Genomic DNA, 20,455 nt, shown 5'->3' with positions numbered 1-20,455 from the left:
CGGGGGCATTGGTGGATTACAATTTGCCTCACTTGGGGTCAGACCCGCCGGGTCTGACCCCAGAATTTAACCGAGGCCCCATGAAAAAACTCCTGATTCCCCTGCTGATGGCTGCCGCCGTCGGCAGCGCCTGCGCAACAACGCCAGCGGCCGCGCCAGCCACCCCGGCCACCGCGCAACAACTGACGGCCATGAGCGCCCGCTACGCCCCCGTCGCGCTGACGGCCGACGTCACCCACCTGTCCGCAGGCGACCGCCAGGCCATCGCCAAACTGGTCGAAGCGGCCAAGCTGGTCGACGTGCTGCAGCTGCGCCAGCGCTGGTCCGGCAATGAAGCGCTGTGGGCGGCCCTGAAGAAGGACAAGTCGGCCCTGGGTCAGGCCCGCCTGAATTATTTCTGGATCAACAAGGGGCCATGGTCGGTGCTCGACGCGCACGCCTCGTTCATGCCGGCCAGCTATGCGGGCATCGCCATTCCTGCGCACAAGCCGGAAGCGGGCAACTTCTATCCGCAGGGCGCCACCAAGGCCAGCCTGGAAACGTGGATGAATGGCTTGTCGCCAGAGGACAAGCAGCAGGCGCAATGGTTTTTTACCACCATCCGCGCGGGCAAGGATGGCAAATACCAGACCGTCAAGTATTCGGACGAATACAAGGTGGAGCTGAAACAGCTGGCCAAATTGCTCGATGAAGCGGCGGCCGCCACGGACAATGCATCGCTGAAGAAATTCCTCACCCTGCGCGCCAAGGCTTTCCTCGACAACGACTATCTGCCGTCCGACTTCGCCTGGATGGACCTCGATTCGCCCGTCGACATCACCATCGGCCCGTATGAAACGTATAACGATGAGCTGTTCGGCTACAAGGCCGCGTTCGAAGCCTACGTGAACATCCGCGACCAGGCCGAGACGCAAAAGCTCAACTTCTTCGCCAAGCACATGCAGGAGCTGGAAGACAACCTGCCGCTCGACGCCCAGTACCGCAACCCGAAAGTGGGCGCGCTGGCGCCGATGGTGGTGGTCAACCAGGTGTATGGCGCCGGCGACGGCAACATGGCCGTGCAGACGGCCGCCTACAACTTGCCCAATGACGAGCGCATCATCAGCGCGCGCGGCTCCAAGCGCGTGATGCTGAAGAACGTGCAGGAAGCCAAGTTCAAGGCCACCCTGACGCCGATCTCGAAACTGGTGCTCACGCCGGAAGCGCAGCAGGACGTCGATTTCAATTCCTTCTTCACGCACATCCTCGCGCATGAAATCATGCACGGCCTGGGCCCGCACGCCACCGTGGTCGACGGCAAGCCATCGACGCCGCGCCAGGACTTGAAGGAAGCGTATTCCACCATCGAGGAAGCCAAGGCCGATATCACGGGCCTGTTCGCGCTGCGCTACATGATGGACAAGGGCCAGCTCAACGACACCCTGGGCCAGGGCGAGGCGGCCGAACGCAAGCTGTACAACACCTTCCTTGCCTCCGGTTTCCGCACGCTGCATTTCGGCCTGACGGATTCGCATGCGCGCGGCATGGCCATCCAGATGAATTACATCCTCGACAAGGGCGGTTTTGTGTCGCTGGGCGACGGCAAATTCGGCGTCGATTTTGCGAAGATCAAGCAGGCCGTGATCGACCTGGACCGTGAATTTCTGACCATCGAGGCGACGGGCGACTATGCGCGCGCGCAAGCGATGATGACGAAATACGTTGTCATCCGCCCTGAGGTGCAGGTGGCGCTCGACAAGATGAAGGCCGTGCCCAACGATATCCGCCCGGAATTCGTCACGGCCCGCGCGCTGGATAAGGCGGCGAAGAAATAAGCTGACCTTGATTATTATCAGTCTGAAAAGCCGGTGCCTTGCGCACCGGTTTTTTTTCGTCTTTATTTGCGAAAAGTTGCCAGTTTTTCCTTGTGGAAATACATCCACCGCTTACTCTGCAGTGGTAAATCCTCCTTTCTTCCCGCCTATTTCATGCTGAATCCGCTATTGCTGATGAGCTTGCTCATCGCTTTCTCTCCTTTGCCTGCCGTGGCTGCCGCCCAGCTGACCGATTTGGAAACGCGCTGGCTGCAGGCGGGCCAGCCCGTCATCGCGTTTGCGCGTGCGCAAGGTTTGCCCATCGATATCATCGTGCAGCCGCAGGATGCGCCCGGCGCCGTGCCGCTGGCGCTGGGCTACGAAGGGGGGCGCTGCAAGCTGGTGCTGTCCTTGCGCGGCAATGCGCAGGCGGACAGTGTCTTGGAAGGCGTGCCGCCCGCGCGCCAGGGCCTGATGATGGAAGCGATGACGGCGCATGAGATCGGCCATTGCCGGCGCTATGCGCAGGGCGACTGGCATGCCTTGCCGCGCGGCTTTGTCGAGCCGCGCAGCAGGCAGCGCGGCAAGTTGGCTGCGCTGGCGCAGGAGCTGCGCGAGACGCGCCGCGAAGAGGGGTATGCGGACCTGGTGGCCCTGGCCTGGATGCATGTACGCCACCCCGGCCAGTATCAGGATGTGCTGGCCTGGATGCGCGGCGTGCGCGCGGCAGGCGAGGCTGCGGGCGGCGGTGTAGGCAGTTCCCACGCCACACAGGCATGGCTGGCGCTGGCCGATGGCGCAGGCGCATTTGATGGGGCCGTTTCACCATTTGAACAGGCGCAAGTATTGTGGCGGATGGGTTTGAGCGGCGACAAATAAACGGTGATTTTTAAGCGAATGGACTGTCAGCGTGTGCTGTCGCACGGAGCTTTGCGCGCGGCAGGGGTCTAATCTGGGCATCAACTAACCAGAGAGGAACCATCATGAACAAAATGATCGCACTCATGCTGGCCGCCAGTGCCAGCGCCCTGCTTGCCGCCGCGCCCGCGTATGCGCAGGATGCCTCGTACAAGAGTTTGACGGACAAGGCGTCAAGTGACTACAAGCAGGCCAAGGCCGCCTGCGGCAGCCACAGCGGCAACGCGAAAAAAGTCTGCGTGGAAGAAGCCAAGGTGGCGCGCGCCAAGGCCGAATCGGATGCCGTGGCCCAATACCGCAACACGCCGCGCGAGCTGACCAAGGCCCGCAAGGATGTCGCCAATGCCGAGTATGACCTGGCCAAGGCCAAGTGCGGCGACCGCACGGGCGCAGATAAAACCACATGCATGAACGATGCCAAGGCGGCGAAGACGGCCGCGCTGGCCGACGCCAATACGGGCGCCAAGGCCGGCACCAACGTGGCGCAGAATCCGCCCGCCACGACGAAGGAGAATTGCGACGCCATGGATGCGACGGCCAAGGCCGCCTGCGTGACGCGCAATGCGGCCGGCAGCACCAAGACGGCCGTGGCCGACTCCGTCATCACCACCAAGATCAAGGCTGACCTCGTCAAGGACAACGACTTGAAGGCGCTCGACGTGCACGTGGAAACGGTGAATGGCGTTGTCATGCTCAGCGGCTTCGTGCCTTCCCAGGCGCAAGTGAAAAAAGCCGCCGACCTGGCCCGCAGCGTGGAAGGCGTGACGGATGTGAAGAATGGCTTGAAGGTCAAGTAAGCCCCATTCTGCGCAGCGTTAAAGCCAGGACTGGAGCGGCACGCAGCAGTGTCGCTCCAGTTTTTTGATTGTATAAATTACGATCATAATATAACATGAGAAAAATCCCACCGGCTGGTAGTGACCGGCATCCATTTTTTCTCATGAGGACAGCATGCTTTCTCTTCCCTTTTCGCAATGGCTGGAGCGGCGCGGCATCCATTTCGCCTGGGTCATCGTCGCCATCACCTTCCTCACGGCCCTGACATCGTCTGCCGCGCTGGGCTTGCCGGGCGCGCTGATGCAGCCGCTGAGCCGCGAGTTCGGCTGGGATGCCGAGCAGATTTCCTCGGCCCTGGCCGTGCGCTTCGTGCTGTTTGGCTTGATGGGGCCGTTTGCCGCCATCCTGATGGAGCGCTTCGGCTTGCGCAATGTCATCTGCGTGGCGCTGGGGCTGATCGCTTGCGGCATGGTGCTGGCCACGCGCATGACGCAGTTGTGGCAGCTGGTGGCCCTGTGGGGCATCCTGCTGGGGCTGGGTTCGGGCATGACGGCGCTGGTCTTGAGCGCCGTGGTGGCGAACCGCTGGTTCGAGACGCACCGGGGCCTGGTGGTGGGCGTGCTGACGGCCAGCTCGGCCACGGGCCAGCTGCTGTTCCTGCCCGTGGGTGCCTGGCTGATCGAGCATTTCGGCTGGCGCACGGCCGTCATGCCCGTGTTTGCCAGCTGCGCCATCGTTGCCGTGCTGGCCTTCCTGTGCATGCGCAACCGGCCGCAGGACGTGGCCTTGCGCCCGTATGGCGCCGACCCGGCCACGCCCCTGATGGCGGCGCCGGCGGCCGCCATGACGTTCGCCACGCCTTTTTTGATACTGCGCAGCGTGGCTTCCAATCGTACCTTCTGGATATTGTTTGGCACCTTCTTCATCTGCGGCCTCAGCACCAACGGCCTGATCCAGACGCACTTCATTTCCCTGTGCGGCGACTCGGGCATGTCCGCCGTGCCGGCCGCCTCCGTGCTGGCCATGATGGGCGCCTTCGATCTGTTCGGCACAATCTTGTCCGGCTGGCTGTCGGACCGCTATGACAACCGCAAACTGCTGTTCTGGTACTACGGCTTGCGGGGGCTGTCCCTGTTCTGGCTGCCGTATTCGGAATTCACCCTGTACGGCCTGTCCCTGTTCGCCATGTTTTACGGCCTGGACTGGATCGCCACCGTGCCGCCGACCGTGAAACTGGTGGGCGCCACGTTTGGCCGGGAGCGGGCGGGCATGGTGTTCGGCTGGATCTTCGCGGGCCACCAGCTGGGCGCCGCCGTGGCCGCGTACGGCGCGGGCCGCATCCGCACCCTGATGCTGACCTACAATCCGGCCCTGTTCGCGGCCGGCGCCGCCTGCCTGCTGGCCGCGCTGCTGGTGCTGGCGATCCAGCGGCAGAAGGCGGCCGTGGCCGCCGTCCAGCCCGCATGAAAAAAGCCAGGCCCGCATGTGCGGAGCCTGGCTTTTCATTTCAAGAACGTTTCAGGATTTACTTGAGGTATTTGGCGAGCCAGCCCTCGACTTCGCTGTAGAAGAAACGGCTGTTCTCGCCTTTTAAAATCCAGTGGTTTTCATCCGGGAACACCAGCAATTTCGCCGGCACGTTCAGGCGCTGTTGCACGGCAAAGTTCATCAGGGCATTGTTGGCCGGCACGCGGTAGTCGAGCTCGCCCACGGTGATCAGGATGGGGGTGGTAAAGCCCGTGCCTTTTTCGTGGTTGCCCGCTTGCATGACCGGGCTTTGGTCGCGCCACACGGGCAGGTTCGACCAGACGGGGCCGCCTGCATTCGTTTCACGGCCGAAACCGCCATCGCTGGTGCCCCACTGCATGATCAAATCCATTTCGCCCGCGTGCGAGACGATGGCCTTGTAGCGCGTGGTGGTTGCCTGCAGCCAGTTGGCCAGGTGGCCGCCATAGCTGGCGCCGCCGGCGGCCAGTTTCGTGCTGTCGATGAACGGGTATTTCTTGATGGCTTCATCGACGCCCTGGTTGACTTCATCGCCCGGACCCTTCAATGGGTCGAACTGGATCGAGCGCGAGAATTCCTCGCCATAGCCGGTGGAACCCTTGTAATCGGTCAGCAAGACAACGTAGCCTGGCTTGGCCAGCAAGTGATAGTTCCAGCGCAGCACGAACTGGTCGCGCCACATGCTGGCCGCGCCGCCGTGGATGACGGTAAACAGCGGATATTTCTTGTTCGGATCGAAATTCGCGGGCTTGACGAGCATGTTGTGGATACGGCGGCCGTCGGCCGTGGTGAACCAGAAGTGCTCGGGCGCCTGCCAGTCGATCTTGTCTGCCTTGTCCGTATTGAAAGCCGTCAGCCGTTTCGGCTGCTTGCCATTGAACGCATAGATTTCCGGCGGGTTGATGCTGGACTCCCACACGCCGACCAAAGCCTTGCCGCCGCTGCTCAGCGAATTGATGGTGCCCGTCGGCAAGGATGGCTCTTCGCGCACCTCGCCGCCTTTGGTATCGATCGAGTACAGCTTTTCCAGGCCCGCATGCTCGTAGCTGAAGATGACGCGCTTGCCGCCTTCGGGCAGCACGTAGCGCGAAATCGAGCGGTCCAGCTTGGCCGTCAGGATGGCCGGCGCGGGGGTGCTCATCGGCCAGGCGAAGCTGGCCAGGCGCTTCACGTCATACACCTTGCCGGGCGTTTGCGCATCGCTCAAGGCGAACAGGGTCTTGCCATCGGCCGCAAATTTCAGGGAACCGTAGCTATGTTTGTCCTGCGTCAAGCGCTGCGCTTCGCCGCCGGCCACGGGCAGCAGATACAGTTGCGAGTAGACGGCTTCGCGCTGCGCCGCATCGCGGTTGGTGGCCGCGTTGAAGACGACGGCCTTGCCATCGGGCGTCCAGACGGCGTCCAAGGATTGTCCCTCGTCGCCCTGGCCGCCGCCAAAGCCGGGCAGAGTGACCAGTTGCGTGCCCGACAGGATGTCGCGCGGCGTGTTTTCACCTTTCGTCTCAGGCTGTGCATCGACGATGAACAGGCGCACCTGCTTGTCCGTCAGCCATTTGTCGAAATAGCGGGGCGCCGTCGTTTCATACGAACGGGCACTGACTTTGCGGTCCTTGCGCTCTTTCGCGCTTTGCTTGACGTCGGCTTCCGTCTTGTTGCCTGGATAGATGTCGCTGATGAACAGCAATTGCTTGCCGTCCGGGCTCCATTTCGGCATGCGCGCGCCCAGGGTGAGCAAGGTCAGGCGCTGCGCTTCGCCGCCGGCGGCCACGTCGAGGCGGTAGATCTGTCCCGCTTCATCGCCGTCGCGCTTGGCGACAAACACCAACTGGCGGCTGTCCGGCGACCAGGCCACGGCGCTTTCGCCGCCCTTGGAATACGTCAGGCGGCGCGCGGGGCTGTCGTCAAGCAGCGACTTGATCCACAGGTCCGACCATTGTTCCTTGCTATCGTAGGCGCTGTCGACCACGGAAAACACGGCCCAGCGCCCGTCCGGGCTGGCGACGGGCGCGCCCACCCGTTTCATCAGCCACACGTCTTCATGCGTGATGGCGTGTCTGGCTTGCGTTTGCGTGGCGGCAACTGGGGTTGTGGCCTTGGTATCGGCGGCGTGGGCCAGCGAGGCGCAGGCTGCTGCGATCAGCAGGGAGCCGAGGGAACGGCGAAGACGGGGTGAGGTCATGGGCGTGGTCCGGGTAGTGAAAAAAGTACAGCGGGCAACATTATTGCCCATCGATTCGGCCACTGCCAAGGCCATGAACCGTTACTTACCAGGCACGATGGGCGTGTATCGGGCGTGCGCAGCCTGGCTGATCAGTTAAACTTGCCGCTTTACTCACGCTGGCGCCGATAGAACATGAAAATTTGTCTACCCTTATTGAAAACGGCCTTGCTGGGCGCGAGCTGCCTGCTGGCTGCCCCGGTTTTTGCTGCTGCGTCTGCTCCGTACCCGAACACCAGCGCCATGGGCGTGGGCCAGGCGGAAAGCACGGCCTGGTATGCGGGCTGCCTGAAGGTCAAGGATGCGGCACCGCCGCCGGCCGACCTGCCGGCGCCGTCCACCGTGGCATCGTTGCAGCAATGCCAGGCGACGGACCTGTATTACGATACCAAGAGTATGTCCTCGCCCAAGCCGGCCGACTGGCGCCCCGCGCGCCATTGCGCGATGGCCACGCAGAACAGCGCCGTGCTGATGATGCTGTATCAGAACGGGCAAGGCGTGCAGAAGGACCCGCTGCTGGCCCTCAAGTATGCGTGCAGCATCGATGCGGCGCCGGCCGAGATGCAGGGCCGCATCGAACACTTGCAGAAGATCAATGCCAGCGGACGCGGCATGATCGACTTGTGCGACGACATCACCAGCGGCTACATGATGGGCGTGTGCAGCGCCATCGATGCGCGGCAAAAGCAGCGCGTGCGCGCGCAGGCGACAGGCAAGGTCAGCGCAAGCATGCCGGCCGTGGCGCAAGCGTCGCTGCAAAAGCTGCAGGCGGCGGCAAGCAAGTTTGCCGATGCGCGTGCGGCCAATGAAACGGACTTGAGCGGCACGGCGCGCGCCGCCCTGAGCATTGCCGCCCGCACGGCCGAGCTCGACTTATTGGCGCAGGACTTGCGCGAATACGAAGGGGGCAAGCTGCCTGCCAGCATGACGAAGGAGCAGGCGGCGGCGCTCGACAAGGAACTCAACGCCATCTACGGCAAGCTGATGAAAAAGCCCGCGTCCACCTATGCGGGCGCCGTGGACAAGGACGGCATCCGCGCCACCCAGCGCCTGTGGCTGGCGTACCGCGATGCCTGGATGAATTTTGGCGCCGTGCGCTATCCGTCCGTCACCAGCGAGACCTGGGCCGGCCGGCTGACGTCGCGGCGCAATGCGCAATTGCAAGACTTGCTGGAGAATTGAGGCATGCGGGAAGCCTACTACCACGAAGATGACTATTGCATGATCGAACTGCTGCCGCTGGATAATTTACAGCACTGCTTGACGCAGATGGGCGAGCAGCAGGCGTTCGCCGATGCGCACCGCAGCGGCGCCGGCTGGACGGACATGTACGTGATCAAGGCGCCACCGTCGCCACTGCGCGCGCTGGGCCTGACGGCCGAGCAGCTGCGCCTGGCGCTGGACCATGCCTTGCCGCCGTACGACGCCGTCTACACGGGCTACAGCAGTTACCGCGTGGAATGCAAGAACGTGCTGGCCTTTGGCGGCGACAAGACGGAAACAGTATTCGCGGGCCTGGACGACAAGGGCATCGTGTGCGACCTGTGGTGCAGCGACGGCATGCCGGAGCTGTTGCTGCTGCCCTTGAAGGAGCAGTTGCTGCTGGCCGACTGGGGTGCGGGGTTTGCGTGTCCGCTGGCCGATGGGGAACTGTTCGCCCGCTATCTGCAAGAATACGAACTCGGTTGATTCATTCGCAGGCGATGGCGTTCGGCTGCGCCACTTTGACCACTGACGCCAGGCGCGCCATGTCGTTGCCGTCGCCTTGCTCGACGTACGGTTGATAGGTATCGATGACGATGCGCGCACGCGCTTGCCAGCCGCAATTGTCGGCCTGGCGCGCGGGCACGCGCAGCAGGCGGCGCGCCTCGGCGTCGTTGCTGAAACAAAACCACGCATCGTGCGTGGCGGCAGGGCGGGGCAAGCGGCCCCACTGCGCCTTGTCGGGCGCGAAGCAGACGCGGTTGCCGATGATTTCCAGACTCATCTCGTCCGTGCGCGCGCTGTACTGGCCGTCGAGCACGATGGGCGTTTGCGCCTGGGCTGGCAGCAACAAAGAGCACAGCAGGGGGGATAGCAGGGTGGCAAGTTTCACAGTGCGTCTTTCCGTATCGTCAGCAGATGCGCCAGTATATCGGCACTGGCGGCGCACGATTGCATTGCTCGCGGGGAGATTCTTTCCGCATCCGTCACGCACTGCTTTCGCTCAGCTTGTCTCTGGTCGAATTTACGCAAAAAAGGGTTGGAAAATGCTAGTTTGCCAACCCTGTGCGTACTGCTGTCTTCGTGGCAGCAGTGGATTAATGGTTCCTGTTGCCATGGACAAGGAATACTATATTCAAAAGAACCTCAACCAGCCGAAGCAGGGAGTATTTCCGCCGCCACTCCCCTTATGGGCCTACTGGTACAAATACCAGCAGGGGGTCGTCTGTCTGGCCCACCATCATGAGTCCATCAGCGGAAATACCCAGGGTGCGGGTCATCAGGCTCCTCGCGTACCCGGCAAACTTGAAACTCTTGAGCAGCATGCCGTTTGCGTCGTGCACCCATACGTCGGCGCTCGAATACCAGCCTGAGATGCCGCAGTAAACGCGATCATCGCTGCCCACCTCGACGTTGTTGGGGTAGGCATCTCCGCCGCTGAGGCTGCCGATGAAGCTCAGGTCCGACGGTTTTACGCTGCTGCAGCGGTAAGGTGCAGCCGACGCGACATACAGGCGCATGCCGTCAGCGCTGACCGCGATGTCTTGTCCATTCGATGCGCCGTTGATGAAGCCGGCGGAGCCCGCCGAAGCGCTGAACAGGGCACCGCCACCAATATCGGCGTAGTCAACTACAATTGCGCTTACCGATGCCGGGCTATAGCCTGAATCTTGCAAGTAGAGGCGGCTTCCGTCGCTCGATGCTGCCATGCTGTCGGCGTTGCCGATCATGCCCGCCACGGCGCCTGTGCTGGCCAGGTATGCCTTGCCGTCCGCTGCTGCCACAATCTCTACGCCATTTGGCCGCAGGGCCAGCAAGGCCGACGATTGCTGGACTGCTGCTGCCATTGGCCAACTGGTTTTTTTCGTCAGCGTAGCCAGGTCCACGACGATGATATTCCGATTGGCGGTATCGTAGGTGTAAAGATGCCGGCCATTCGGGCTGATGGTCATGTCTCCCATCGCGCCACCGAGGTTGCTGATGGTGCCGACTTGGGTGGCGGAATAGATGTTATACACATCGATATCGCCTGTGCCGTTGTTTGCATACAGCAAAGGTCGGATCGGATCGGTCTTGAGGTGGCTGTAGGTCTTCGTCAATTTCGTCGTGACGGCCGGCGTGACGCTTCCTTTCCAGATCGCAACATGCAGCTGCTCTGAAGTCTGAATACCATTCTCGCTGGCCAGGCTGACGGTGGCATAGCTGATGGCGTCGACCGGTAAAGTGGATGGATCGGCCGTCAGCGTCAGCGCATTTCCGCTGCGTTGCACGGACAGCCATGCCTTGTCGGAACTGGCAGTCCATGCAGGGGTTAGCCCGAAGTTGTCGCGCACGGTGACCTTGCGCGACAGGCGTGACCAGCCTGGGGTGGAAGACAGCCCGACGCCGACTTCCGAGAACAGCAGTTTGCGCGTATCGCGCTGGGCGGTGATGGTGACTGGTACCGAGATGGTATCGCCATTGACTTGCGTGCTCGCGGTCAAGGTCGTGGCACTGGTTCCGATGGGCTGGTTGGCGCCGATTTGCGAAAACACAATGCTGCTGCCAGCCTGATTCACCGTACCGCTGGTAGCGCTCGCGCCCAGCCATGCAGGCAGTGCCGAGAACGACCAGGGATAAGCGTTCGCCATGGTGTTGAGATTCAGCGTCAGGCTTGCTGTCGACGCAGGCGAGCGGCCATAAGGTCCTCCCAGCGTGATGCTGTCAATCGAGGACGTTAAGGTGGCTTTCGTCAAGTTCAGCGTGACAGGAACTTTGCTGTCGCTGACGTTCGGTGCGGTAATCGTTAACATTGCATCGTGTCGGCCGCTGGCAAGCTTGCCGTTCGCCGGGTCGACATATACCGATGCAATGGCAGGTGTGGTGCCGCTCGTCGGGGTCACTCCTAGCCATGCCGCGCTGGCGGTGGCTTTCCAGTTCGCCGCTAGGTTAGGTGCCGTAAATTTAACGGGCGCTGCCGCAATGGGAGCGCCGTTGATGCCATTGAAGGTAATCTGGCCGTGATCAATGGAAAAAGCGGCAGGCAGCAATTCGGCACTGACAGGCAGCGAGGCGATTTGCCCGTCGCTGCTTGTGACTACGATAGTGCCTGTCTGGACGCCAAATGTCAGCGCGGAAACATCGTAGCCGACAGTAAACGAGCTGACGCCGTTACCTGCTGCCGTCGAGAGCTTGATCCATGCCGCGTTCGTGTTCACAGTCCATGTGCGACTTTTCGCGCTGACGTTGACAGTGACGGGCGCTGGCGCCGGATTTCCCTCAGAAATGGTCGCGTTGAGAAGGCCAAGTGGCGCCACTGTCATTGGTGACAAGGGTATCGGCACGACAGTGATCGCATATGGCAACTGCATCGGCGAACCGGGGAAGTGTTGCGTACAAGCGGCATCCTTGCAAACTTTGACTGAAAAAGTGCCTGTATGTTTTCCGATGGGCAGCGTCGGCGCAGTTTGGAGCAGAATGCTGTAACTGCCTGGGCTTAGCTGGGAAAATTGTACCTCCGGCAGTATCACGCCTGTCGTATCGATGACGTAGGCGAACACACTGTTTACATTTTGAAATTCCGATGGCGTGTTCACAGTCGCTAGCAATGACAATGCCTTCGTGCTCCCCTCATCGGCGGTAGCGGCGGCCGTCGGCACGCTGAATGTCAATGTTGGCGTGGGCGTCGGGGTAACTGGCACCGGAGGGGCAACGCCGCTGCTTCCGTCGCCTCCACCGCTTGGGCTACCACCGCCGCCACAGCCAGCCATTAATGTGGTTGCGAGCAAGTATGCCAGTGCGCGCGAAATGCTGTACCTGAAAAGAACGGACGCCATTTTTGTCGGAGGTAATCATTAAGAGAGAGGCATTATTGCTTATTTCAAATTGTTTGAATAGCATTTAGTTGCCAATAATTAATTTCCTTTATTTATTTTCTTTTTTGCAAGTAATGGCATTCTCGACGCATTGCCTGTATGGCATCGTTGAAGCTGGCGAGCTGGATATGCTGGAGGGGAGGAAGCGCGTGCTGTATTTGCAACGAGCACGTTGGCATCGCGGTGGCGCGCCATTGCCATGGGCATGCGTCTTATTTCCTCACGGGTTTGGGAGTGTTGCGCAAGGCGCGGCTCAATGCTTGCTTGTCCGTCCTTTAGAAACATGGGTTAAGGCAGTGCCGGGAGAGTTTCTGCACTTGGCGGTGACCGGGGCACATTTCCCCCATGTGGGCAATATCACGGATAAAGACGCAAAAAAGGGTTAGCAAACGATAGTTTGCTAACCCTGATCTGTACTGCTGTATTCGTGGTAGGCCGTGCGGGATTCGAACCTGCGACCAACGGATTAAAAGTCCGCTGCTCTACCAGCTGAGCTAACGACCCGAAAGAGGCCGCATTATATATCAGTTGAAAAAGAATGCAAAGCATTCCTGCACGAAAATGAAGATGGCTCAATGCAGGGCGGCCGTGAGCTTCAGCACTTCGTCGATGCTGGTCGTGCCATCGATGATCTTGCGCGCGCCGGCGAGGCGCAGCGGCGTCATGCCGTCGAGGATGCTTTGGCGGCGCAAGGCGTGCAGGTCGGCGCCCGCCTTGATGAGCTGGCCGAACGTTTCCGTCACGCTCAGCAGTTCATAAATGCCGGCCCGCCCCAGATAGCCGCTGTGGCGGCACAGGGGGCAGCCGGCGGGGCGGTACATGGCGCGGGGGCGTTCCAGCTGGCCGCCCGTCAGGCGCTGCCATGACGCGTCGTCCGGGGCGCCGCCCGGCTGTTTGCAGGCCGGACACAGGCAGCGCAGCAGGCGCTGCGCCAGCACGCCGATCAGGCACGCTTCCAGCAGATAGGCGGGCAAGCCCAGTTCCAGCAGGCGCATGACGGCCGAGGGCGCGTCGTTGGTATGCAGGGTCGACAGCACCAAGTGGCCCGTCAGCGCCGCCTGGATGGCCATCTCGGCCGTGGCCAGGTCGCGGATCTCGCCGACCATGATGATGTCGGGATCTTGCCGCATCAGCGCCCGCACGCCGTCGGCAAACGACAGTTCGATGCCGGCCTGGGTTTGCACCTGCATCTGGTTGAAGGCCGGCTCGACCATTTCGATGGGGTCTTCCACCGTGCACACATTGACTTCGCTGCCGGCCAGCGCCTTCAGGGTGCTGTACAGGGTGCTGGTCTTGCCCGAGCCCGTGGGACCCGTGACCAGCACGATGCCGTGCGTGCGCGCCGTCAGCTGGCGCCAGCGTTCGGCGTCCGCGGGCGGAAAACCCAGTTCGGCGAGACTCTTGACGGCCACTTCCGGATCGAAGATGCGCATGACGAGCTTTTCGCCGAAGGCCGTGGGCAAGGTCGACAGGCGCAGCTCGACTTCCTGGCCCTGCGCATTGCGCGTCTTGATTCGGCCATCCTGCGGGCGGCGCTTTTCCACCACGTCCATGCGCCCTAGCAACTTGATGCGCGCCGTCATGGCCAGCAATACCACGGGCGGCAGCTGGTAGGCCTGGTGCAGGCGGCCGTCAATGCGCAGGCGCACGAGGCCCGCGTCGCGCTTCGGTTCCAGGTGGATGTCGGACGCGCGCTGGGCGAACGCGTATTGCCACAGCCAGTCGACGATGCGCACCACGTGCTGGTCGTTGGCATCGAGGCTGGTCTTGTTGCGTCCCAGCTCCACCAGCTGCTCGAAATTGTGGCGCAGCGCCAGGTCTTGCGTGGATGCTTGCCGGGCCACCTTGACGGAAGTGGCCAGGCTGAAAAATTGCGCGATGGCGTCGGCGATGTGCAGCGGGTTGGCGATGACCAGGCTCAGCTTGCGCGGCGCCAGGTTGCCCAGCTGCGCCTGCCAAGCCAGCGCATACGGCTGGGCCGTGGCGATGACGATGCGCTCCACGGTGCTTTCCACGGGCAGGATGTTGAAGCGGGCCGCATAGCCGGCCGTCATGACGTCGGCCACCTGGCTGAAATCGATGTGCAGGGGATCGATGCGCAGATACGGCAAGCTTGCGCGTTGCGCCAGCCACGCGCACAGGGTATCGAGCGTCAGTGCGCCGTGGGCGATGCTGCACAGCGGATGCAAGGCGGGCGCCGGCAGCAGGGCGGCCTGGGTGGCGATGGCGGCCGCTTGCGCAGCGTCAAGCAAGCCGTCTGCCTGCAGCCAGGCCAGCAGTTGCGGCAGTTCCAGTGGCGTGTCGGGCGAGATGGGAGAGGGAGGAGGGGAAGCGGGCATGGCCGGCGTCTTTCAGGACTGCCGGCCATGCCTGGGAATGCCGGCGCTTACAGGGTGCTGACGATGCCCTTGACCCAGGACTTGGCGGGCAGCTTGGTCTCGGCGACGATCTGCTTGGCGCGTTCGAGCAAGGCGGCTTGCGCTTCGGCATCGAGTGCCACTTTCGTCTTGAACGCGATCGCCACCACGTTCCCATCATGGACTTCCGGCAGGCAGATCACCTGTGCAAACGCAAACTTCATCGCCTTGATGTTCTTTGCGTAGCTGGGATGGTCGCCAAACAGGTTGACCGTCATGATGCCGTGCGGCGCCAGGCAAGCGCAGCAGGCGGCATAGAAATCGGCGCTGTCGAGCACGGGACCGCGTGCCGTGGCGTCGTACAGGTCCACCTGCAGGGCGTCCAGGGTGCCGTGGTTGGCTTCATCGTTGACGTAGTCGAGCGCATCCATCTCGCGCACGTGCAGGCGCTCGTCGTTGGGCGGCAGCTTGAACATCGAGGCGCAGATGGTGATGACGGAAGGATTGAGTTCGATGGCCTCGACTTGCGCCTGCGGGAACTGGCGGTAGCAGAACTTGGTCAGCGCGGCCGTGCCCAGGCCCAGCTGGGCGATGCGCTGCGGCTGCGCGATCCACAGCATCCACGCCATCATCTGCTGCGCGTATTCGAGTTCCGGCCAATCCGGCTTGCGGATGCGCATGGCGCCCTGCACCCATTCCGTGCCGAAATGCAGATAGCGCACGCCATCCATTTCCGACAGGGTGACAGGGGCGTAACGGGGCTTGCGCGCAGGGCGCGAGGATTCGACTTGTTCGATGGATTTTCGTTTGATAAGCATAGGGCGGCCTGAAAGTGTGCCGCATTATAGCCCGTGCCGGGGCGCCATAAAAAATGCCAGCCGCTGGGGCTGGCATGGTAGGGGCCGGTTGTTACGCTTACTGCTGAGCTGGCTCGATCGAGACGCGCAGACGGATGCGCTCGCCCGGATCGTAGGACATGATGCTCGTGTAGTTGCGGCCACGGTAGTCGTAGGTGACCTGGTAGCCATTGTTGCGCGATTCCCAGTGGTCGACCTGACGGCATTGCTTGACGGCTTGTTCCTGCATGCCGCCCTGGTAATTGTTCTGGTTGTCGACGCGGTCGCCCACGACGGCGCCGGCGATCGCGCCGGCCGCTGCTGCTGCCGTGCGGCCATTGCCGCCACCGACCTGGCTACCGAGCAGGGCGCCGGCGATACCGCCGACGATGGAGCCGCCAGCGCTGCGCTGTTGCGGCGGTGCTTGGACTTGCACGTATTCCGTACGGCATTCCTGGCGTGGACGGTTGATCTGTTCCACTTGCGGCACGACGCGTACGACCTTGCCGAAATCTTCAAAGTCGGCGGCCTGGGCGAGTGGCAATGTGCCGAGACAAACGGCTGACAACATCAATTTGGCTTGCAAGTTCATTTGTAACCTCGTTATCTAGAGAATCTTTCAGGGTATTTTTTACAACTTGGGACTATAGTAATCCCGCCAGACCGGGGCAAGTGTTTCGCATGGCAACAAAATGTAACAGCCCAAGCCCCTTGCCCCACAGTCTGTAACATGCACTTTCAATCGATACAAGATGTTGAAGTGACTTGAAACCAGCGGTTTGTAACAAATCTTGCGTTTGACATCATATTCGGGTTGATTCATGCAGGACAACACGTTACCCTAATACGCGTATGGCTTAGATAAAATCGCACTGAATCGCATAAAAGTTGATACAGATCGAATCACCGCGTGCGCATTGACCCGCGTGCGGGGATGCAATAAGAAGAGCAGCTAGAAAAAATCCATACATAACAGGTCGATTTGAGGGAAAAATGAGTTTGTTACTAACCGTGCCGCCCAACCTTGTCCAGTCCATCCGTGCCTTTCGCGTGACCGAATTACAAGACGAGGCGATCCGTCTCGGGCAGCACTTTTTATATGCGCATTGCAACGCTGGACAGACCAAACAACAAGTCATCGGCATTATTGCGGAAGCCTTCCTGTTTCCGAAAAACCTGGCGAAGAATTTCGATGCCCTGCGCCTGTGCCTGACGGACACCATGTTCAAGGCGGGCACGCAGACGGGCTTCCTGGTGGTGCTCGAGCAATTGCCAAATACGCAAAAATTCGACAAGGAAGCGCGCGAGATCCTGCTCGACGTGTTCCGCGACGCGGCCGACTACTGGGCCGAAAAGAAAGTCCCGTTCCGCGTCTTCTATTCGTTCGAGTAAGCACCTACTCACGCCGCGGAGGCGTCAAACCAGCCTTTCATGCCCTGATCGGGCGGCGTAATCGGGCAGCGGCGGCGGCCCGGCCGGTATGTTGCGCCGCAACAATAATAGCGGCCTTTCTTGGTTCGCATCGCCATAGCGGGTACAATGCGCGCTATGAAAAATATCGTTATCCTCATTTCCGGACGCGGCAGCAACATGGAAGCGGTCGTGCGCGCGGCGCAAGCCGAGCAATGGCCAGCCCGTATTGCCGCCGTCATCAGTAACCGGGCCGATGCCCAGGGACTGGTTTTTGCCGCGGAACATGGGATAGCGACCGCAGTCGTTGCCAACAAGGATTATGCCAGCCGCGAACAGTTCGATGCGGCGCTGCAAGCCGTGATCGACGGCTACACCCCCGACCTGGTCGTGCTGGCCGGTTTCATGCGCATCCTGACGCCGCCCTTCGTCGAGCATTACGCGGGGCGCATGCTCAATATCCACCCGTCGCTGCTGCCGCTGTTCCCGGGCATGGCGACGCACCGCCAGGCGCTCGAGGCGGGCGTGACGGAACACGGCGCGACCGTGCATTTCGTAACTGCCGAGCTCGATCATGGCCCGGCCGTGGCGAGCGCGACAGTCCCCGTCTTGCCGGGCGACACAGAAGACAGCTTATCGGCGCGCGTGCTGGTACAGGAACATCTGCTTTACCCGCGCGCCATCCGCCTGTTCATTGACGATAAACTGTCGGTCGAGCATGGCCAGGTCCGCGTGGACCCTCAATAAAATATTACAGGAAGAATAACAATGAGATTGCCACCAGCGATACTTGCCAATGCTGAAGAAGTGTTGCGCGAAATTTTACGTTTCACGGCCCCGGCCGACACCACCCTGTCGCGCTATTTCCGCGACCATCCGCGCCTCGGTTCGCGCGAACGCGGCGCCATCGCCGAAGGCATTTATGCCGTGCTGCGCAATAAATCGTTCTTTACCGATTTCGCCGAAGCGGGCAGCGGCCCGACCATGCGCCGCCTGACCATCCTCGGCCTGGCCGAAGCCGTGGGCGCCGACTCCTTGGGCGGCCTGACGGAAGAAGAAGTGGAATGGCTGGAACGCATCACGCAGATCGACCGCAGCCTGATGCCGGCGAACATGCGCGCCAATATGCCGACCTGGCTGTTCGACAAGCTGATCGCCCAGTTCGGCGAAGCGGAAACCATGAAGCTGGCCGATGCGCTGAACGCGCCGGCGCCGCTGGACTTGCGCGTCAATTCGCTCAAGGCCACGCGCGAAGACGTGATGCTGGCCCTGGCCGAAGCGCCGATTCTCAGCACGCCGACGCCGTTTGCGCCGCTGGGCTTGCGCGTGATCAAGAAGCCATCGCTGCAAAACCTGCCATTGTTCCAGAGCGGCGCCATCGAAGTGCAGGATGAAGGCAGCCAGATCCTGTCGCAGATCGTCGGCGCCAAGCGCGGCGAGATGGTGGTCGATTTCTGTGCCGGCGCGGGCGGCAAGACGCTCGCATTGGGCGCGCTGATGCGCAACACGGGCCGCTTGTACGCGTTCGACGTATCGGAAAAGCGTCTGGCCAAGCTCAAGCCGCGCATGGCCCGCAGCGGCCTGTCGAACGTGCATCCGGTGCAGATCGCGCATGAGCGCGATGCCAAGATCAAGCGCCTGGCCGGCAAGATCGACCGCGTGCTGGTCGATGCCCCGTGCAGCGGCCTGGGCACCCTGCGCCGCAATCCGGACGTCAAATGGCGCCAGCAGCCGAACTCCATCGTCGAGCTGCAAGCCAAGCAGGCAGCCATCCTGGCCGGCGCGGCGCGCCTGGTCAAGGGCGGCGGCCGCCTCGTGTACGCCACCTGCAGCTTCCTGAACGAAGAAAACGATCAGATCGCCGAGCAATTCCTGGCGGCCAACCCCGACTTCACCCTGGTGCCGATGAGCAAGGTGCTGGCCGAACAGAAGATCGAGCTGGAAATGGGCGACTACCTGAAACTGCTGCCGCACCTGCACCAGACGGACGGCTTCTTCGCCGCCGTGTTCGAGCGCAAGGTCATGCCGAAAAAAGTCTACGCCGATGAAAAGCCGGCCGGCGACGTTGACGCTGAACCAGCCGAGTAAGCCTGTCACGGGTCGCCGCTGCACCCTGCAGCGGCGCCCTTCAATGCCGCCAGCCCGCCTGGCGGCATGGGATCACTCCCCATCCGTACCATCTTCGTCCCACCTTCCGGACCGCATCCGCCATGAATGAAACCCCGCTGCTCAATCTGATCACTGATTTTGTCAATGATTTCCGCCAACCGGCCATCCTGTGGCAGGCGCTGGTCATCCTTGCCTGCCTGGCGCTGAGCTGGCTGCTGGTGCGGCAGTTGCGCGTGTTCCTGCATAAGCGGGCGGAAGCGGCGGCCACGCCCGCCACGCCGGAAACCTTGCAGCGCACGGACAGTTTCATCCGCATTTTGACGCCCGTCCTGGCGGCCATGCTGCTGGGCATTGCGCAACATTTCCTGGCCAAGTTTCAGTCGGTGAACCTGCTCAGCATTGCCATCCCCCTGTGCACGTCGATGGCGCTGGTGCGCTTCGGCTTTTATGTGCTGCGCCGCATTTTTGCCCGTCATGGCGACATCAGTCCCACCATGTTGTTGCTGGAAAAGATTTTCACGGTGGTGGTGTGGGCCGGCATGGCCCTGTACATCACGGGCCTGTGGCCGGAACTGCATACCTTCCTGGAAAGCATCGTCGTGCCGCTGGGACGCAACAAGGTGTCCGTGGCTGCCATCTTGCAAGCCGCTATTTCGGTCGCCGTGCTGCTGGTGCTGGCCATGTGGGCCGGCACCTCGCTCGACGAGCGCCTGATGAAAATGCAGGGCTTGCACACGTCCCTGCGCGTGGTGCTGTCGCGCATGGGGCGTGCCGTGCTGATTCTCGTTTCCGTGCTGGTCAGCCTGTCGCTGGTGGGCATCGACTTGACGGTGCTGTCCGTGTTCGGCGGCGCCTTCGGCGTGGCGCTGGGCTTCGGCTTGCAAAAGATCGCCGCGAACTTCGTCTCCGGTTTCATCATCCTGCTCGACCGCAGCCTGACCATCGGCGACATGATCACCGTCGGTCAATTCACGGGCAAGGTCACGCAGATCAATACGCGCTATACTGTGTTATTGGGTGGCGATGGCGTTGAATCCATTGTGCCGAATGAGATGCTGATTTCCGGCGGCGTGCAGAACATGTCGCTGAGCAACCGCATGGTCTGGCTGTCGACGGCCGTGTCGGTGGGCTATGAAACGGATCTCGATGTCATCTTCCCCTTGCTGGAAGCGGCGACGGCCAAGGTGCCGCGTGTGTCGCAAAGCAATCCGCCCTCGGCGACGCTCGTGCGTTTCGGCGCCGACGGTCTCGACGTGCAGATCGGTTTCTGGATCGCGGATCCGGAAAACGGCACGGGCGGCGTGAAGTCGAATGTGAACCGCGCCATCTGGCGCACCTTGCAGGAACATAAGGTCACTGTACCGTTTCCGCAACGCGAATTGCGTATTGTTGGTACGCCTCCTGCCCCGCTCGCCAGCGCGGCAGACGGTGAGTCCCCGCCATCCGGCACCCAGCCTTAACCTCGCTGCCTGCC

General features: G+C 61.7%; 16 protein-coding genes and 1 tRNA gene. 10 read left to right on the top strand and 7 right to left on the bottom strand.

Annotation, left to right across the window (positions count from 1 at the left end; genetic code table 11):
• Nucleotides 1–80: 80 nt before the first annotated feature.
• The 4 genes from AC3RCG_RS23240 (at nt 81) to AC3RCG_RS23225 (ending at nt 4,955) form a co-directional block, all read left to right on the top strand.
• Nucleotides 81–1,814 (top strand): dipeptidyl-peptidase 3 family protein, encoded by a 1,734-nt coding sequence (locus tag AC3RCG_RS23240; RefSeq protein ID WP_121670301.1) that lies wholly within the window; start codon nt 81–83, stop codon nt 1,812–1,814.
• 153 nt (nt 1,815–1,967) lie between these two features.
• Nucleotides 1,968–2,672: a hypothetical protein gene (locus tag AC3RCG_RS23235; protein WP_492401887.1), complete on the top strand. Its 705-nt coding sequence runs from the start codon at nt 1,968–1,970 to the stop codon at nt 2,670–2,672.
• Between the two features lie 104 nt (nt 2,673–2,776).
• On the top strand, nt 2,777–3,508 hold the full coding sequence (locus AC3RCG_RS23230) for a BON domain-containing protein (protein WP_492401888.1): 732 nt from the start codon (nt 2,777–2,779) through the stop codon (nt 3,506–3,508).
• Nucleotides 3,509–3,662: 154 nt separating this feature from the next.
• Complete coding sequence (locus tag AC3RCG_RS23225) at nt 3,663–4,955, top strand: MFS transporter (RefSeq protein ID WP_492401889.1); 1,293 nt, start codon at nt 3,663–3,665, stop codon at nt 4,953–4,955.
• Nucleotides 4,956–5,013: 58 nt separating this feature from the next.
• On the opposite strand, the gene AC3RCG_RS23220 is transcribed toward AC3RCG_RS23225, so the two are convergent.
• Nucleotides 5,014–7,173 carry a prolyl oligopeptidase family serine peptidase gene (locus AC3RCG_RS23220; RefSeq protein ID WP_492401890.1) on the bottom strand — a complete coding sequence of 720 codons (2,160 nt, stop codon included), beginning with the start codon at nt 7,171–7,173 and terminating at the stop codon, nt 5,014–5,016.
• Nucleotides 7,174–7,347: 174 nt separating this feature from the next.
• Here AC3RCG_RS23220 and AC3RCG_RS23215 point away from each other — a divergent pair, with 174 nt between their 5' ends.
• Nucleotides 7,348–8,394: a lysozyme inhibitor LprI family protein gene (locus tag AC3RCG_RS23215; protein WP_492401891.1), complete on the top strand. Its 1,047-nt coding sequence runs from the start codon at nt 7,348–7,350 to the stop codon at nt 8,392–8,394.
• Between the two features lie 3 nt (nt 8,395–8,397).
• Nucleotides 8,398–8,901, top strand: coding sequence for a hypothetical protein (locus AC3RCG_RS23210; protein ID WP_492401892.1), 504 nt, complete (start codon nt 8,398–8,400; stop codon nt 8,899–8,901).
• Between the two features lies 1 nt (nt 8,902).
• Here the strand turns inward: AC3RCG_RS23210 and AC3RCG_RS23205 are convergent, their stop codons facing one another.
• The 6 genes from AC3RCG_RS23205 to AC3RCG_RS23180 form a co-directional block, all read right to left on the bottom strand.
• Nucleotides 8,903–9,307, bottom strand: coding sequence for a hypothetical protein (locus AC3RCG_RS23205; protein WP_139142976.1), 405 nt, complete (start codon nt 9,305–9,307; stop codon nt 8,903–8,905).
• A gap of 295 nt (nt 9,308–9,602) precedes the next feature.
• Entirely contained in the window at nt 9,603–11,990 is a 2,388-nt protein-coding gene (locus AC3RCG_RS23200; RefSeq protein ID WP_409027989.1) for a BACON domain-containing protein, read from the bottom strand.
• Nucleotides 11,991–12,697: 707 nt separating this feature from the next.
• Nucleotides 12,698–12,773 (bottom strand) — tRNA-Lys (locus tag AC3RCG_RS23195).
• 68 nt (nt 12,774–12,841) lie between these two features.
• Entirely contained in the window at nt 12,842–14,608 is a 1,767-nt protein-coding gene (locus tag AC3RCG_RS23190; RefSeq protein WP_492401893.1) for a GspE/PulE family protein, read from the bottom strand.
• 47 nt (nt 14,609–14,655) lie between these two features.
• Complete coding sequence (locus AC3RCG_RS23185; protein WP_492401894.1) at nt 14,656–15,444, bottom strand: class I SAM-dependent methyltransferase; 789 nt, start codon at nt 15,442–15,444, stop codon at nt 14,656–14,658.
• A 97-nt stretch (nt 15,445–15,541) separates the two neighbouring features.
• Nucleotides 15,542–16,054, bottom strand: coding sequence for a glycine zipper 2TM domain-containing protein (locus AC3RCG_RS23180; protein ID WP_070224495.1), 513 nt, complete (start codon nt 16,052–16,054; stop codon nt 15,542–15,544).
• A gap of 401 nt (nt 16,055–16,455) precedes the next feature.
• Between AC3RCG_RS23180 and AC3RCG_RS23175 the strand changes: the two genes are divergently transcribed.
• The 4 genes from AC3RCG_RS23175 (at nt 16,456) to AC3RCG_RS23160 (ending at nt 20,441) form a co-directional block, all read left to right on the top strand.
• Nucleotides 16,456–16,854, top strand: a complete 399-nt coding sequence (locus tag AC3RCG_RS23175; protein ID WP_034747450.1) for a barstar family protein — start codon at nt 16,456–16,458, stop codon at nt 16,852–16,854.
• A gap of 156 nt (nt 16,855–17,010) precedes the next feature.
• On the top strand, nt 17,011–17,619 hold the full coding sequence (gene purN / locus AC3RCG_RS23170; RefSeq protein ID WP_230502511.1) for a phosphoribosylglycinamide formyltransferase: 609 nt from the start codon (nt 17,011–17,013) through the stop codon (nt 17,617–17,619).
• Nucleotides 17,620–17,640: 21 nt separating this feature from the next.
• The gene (locus tag AC3RCG_RS23165; RefSeq protein WP_070312812.1) at nt 17,641–18,960 is read left to right on the top strand and encodes an RsmB/NOP family class I SAM-dependent RNA methyltransferase; all 1,320 of its coding nucleotides are present in this window, start codon (nt 17,641–17,643) and stop codon (nt 18,958–18,960) included.
• 122 nt (nt 18,961–19,082) lie between these two features.
• Nucleotides 19,083–20,441 (top strand): mechanosensitive ion channel family protein, encoded by a 1,359-nt coding sequence (locus AC3RCG_RS23160; RefSeq protein ID WP_492401895.1) that lies wholly within the window; start codon nt 19,083–19,085, stop codon nt 20,439–20,441.
• Nucleotides 20,442–20,455 lie beyond the last annotated feature (14 nt).

The sequence above is a fragment of the Janthinobacterium sp. GW823-FHT01H08 genome, assembly GCF_058797855.1.
The sequence above is the reverse complement of the archived record's forward strand: the minus strand, read 5'-3'. Positions and strand labels throughout refer to the sequence as shown.

Bases quoted from the DNA above. Each gene is read 5' to 3' on its own strand.
- purN (WP_230502511.1), top strand. From the start codon at position 17,011: ATGAAAAATATCGTTATCCTCATTTCCGGACGCGGCAGCAACATGGAA.
- AC3RCG_RS23160 (WP_492401895.1), top strand. From the start codon at position 19,083: ATGAATGAAACCCCGCTGCTCAATCTGATCACTGATTTTGTCAATGAT.
- AC3RCG_RS23225 (WP_492401889.1), top strand. From the start codon at position 3,663: ATGCTTTCTCTTCCCTTTTCGCAATGGCTGGAGCGGCGCGGCATCCAT.
- AC3RCG_RS23210 (WP_492401892.1), top strand. From the start codon at position 8,398: ATGCGGGAAGCCTACTACCACGAAGATGACTATTGCATGATCGAACTG.
- AC3RCG_RS23230 (WP_492401888.1), top strand. From the start codon at position 2,777: ATGAACAAAATGATCGCACTCATGCTGGCCGCCAGTGCCAGCGCCCTG.
- AC3RCG_RS23240 (WP_121670301.1), top strand. From the start codon at position 81: ATGAAAAAACTCCTGATTCCCCTGCTGATGGCTGCCGCCGTCGGCAGC.
- AC3RCG_RS23215 (WP_492401891.1), top strand. From the start codon at position 7,348: ATGAAAATTTGTCTACCCTTATTGAAAACGGCCTTGCTGGGCGCGAGC.
- AC3RCG_RS23175 (WP_034747450.1), top strand. From the start codon at position 16,456: ATGAGTTTGTTACTAACCGTGCCGCCCAACCTTGTCCAGTCCATCCGT.
- AC3RCG_RS23180 (WP_070224495.1), bottom strand. From the start codon at position 16,054: ATGAACTTGCAAGCCAAATTGATGTTGTCAGCCGTTTGTCTCGGCACA.
- AC3RCG_RS23220 (WP_492401890.1), bottom strand. From the start codon at position 7,173: ATGACCTCACCCCGTCTTCGCCGTTCCCTCGGCTCCCTGCTGATCGCA.
- AC3RCG_RS23165 (WP_070312812.1), top strand. From the start codon at position 17,641: ATGAGATTGCCACCAGCGATACTTGCCAATGCTGAAGAAGTGTTGCGC.
- AC3RCG_RS23190 (WP_492401893.1), bottom strand. From the start codon at position 14,608: ATGCCCGCTTCCCCTCCTCCCTCTCCCATCTCGCCCGACACGCCACTG.
- AC3RCG_RS23235 (WP_492401887.1), top strand. From the start codon at position 1,968: ATGCTGAATCCGCTATTGCTGATGAGCTTGCTCATCGCTTTCTCTCCT.
- AC3RCG_RS23185 (WP_492401894.1), bottom strand. From the start codon at position 15,444: ATGCTTATCAAACGAAAATCCATCGAACAAGTCGAATCCTCGCGCCCT.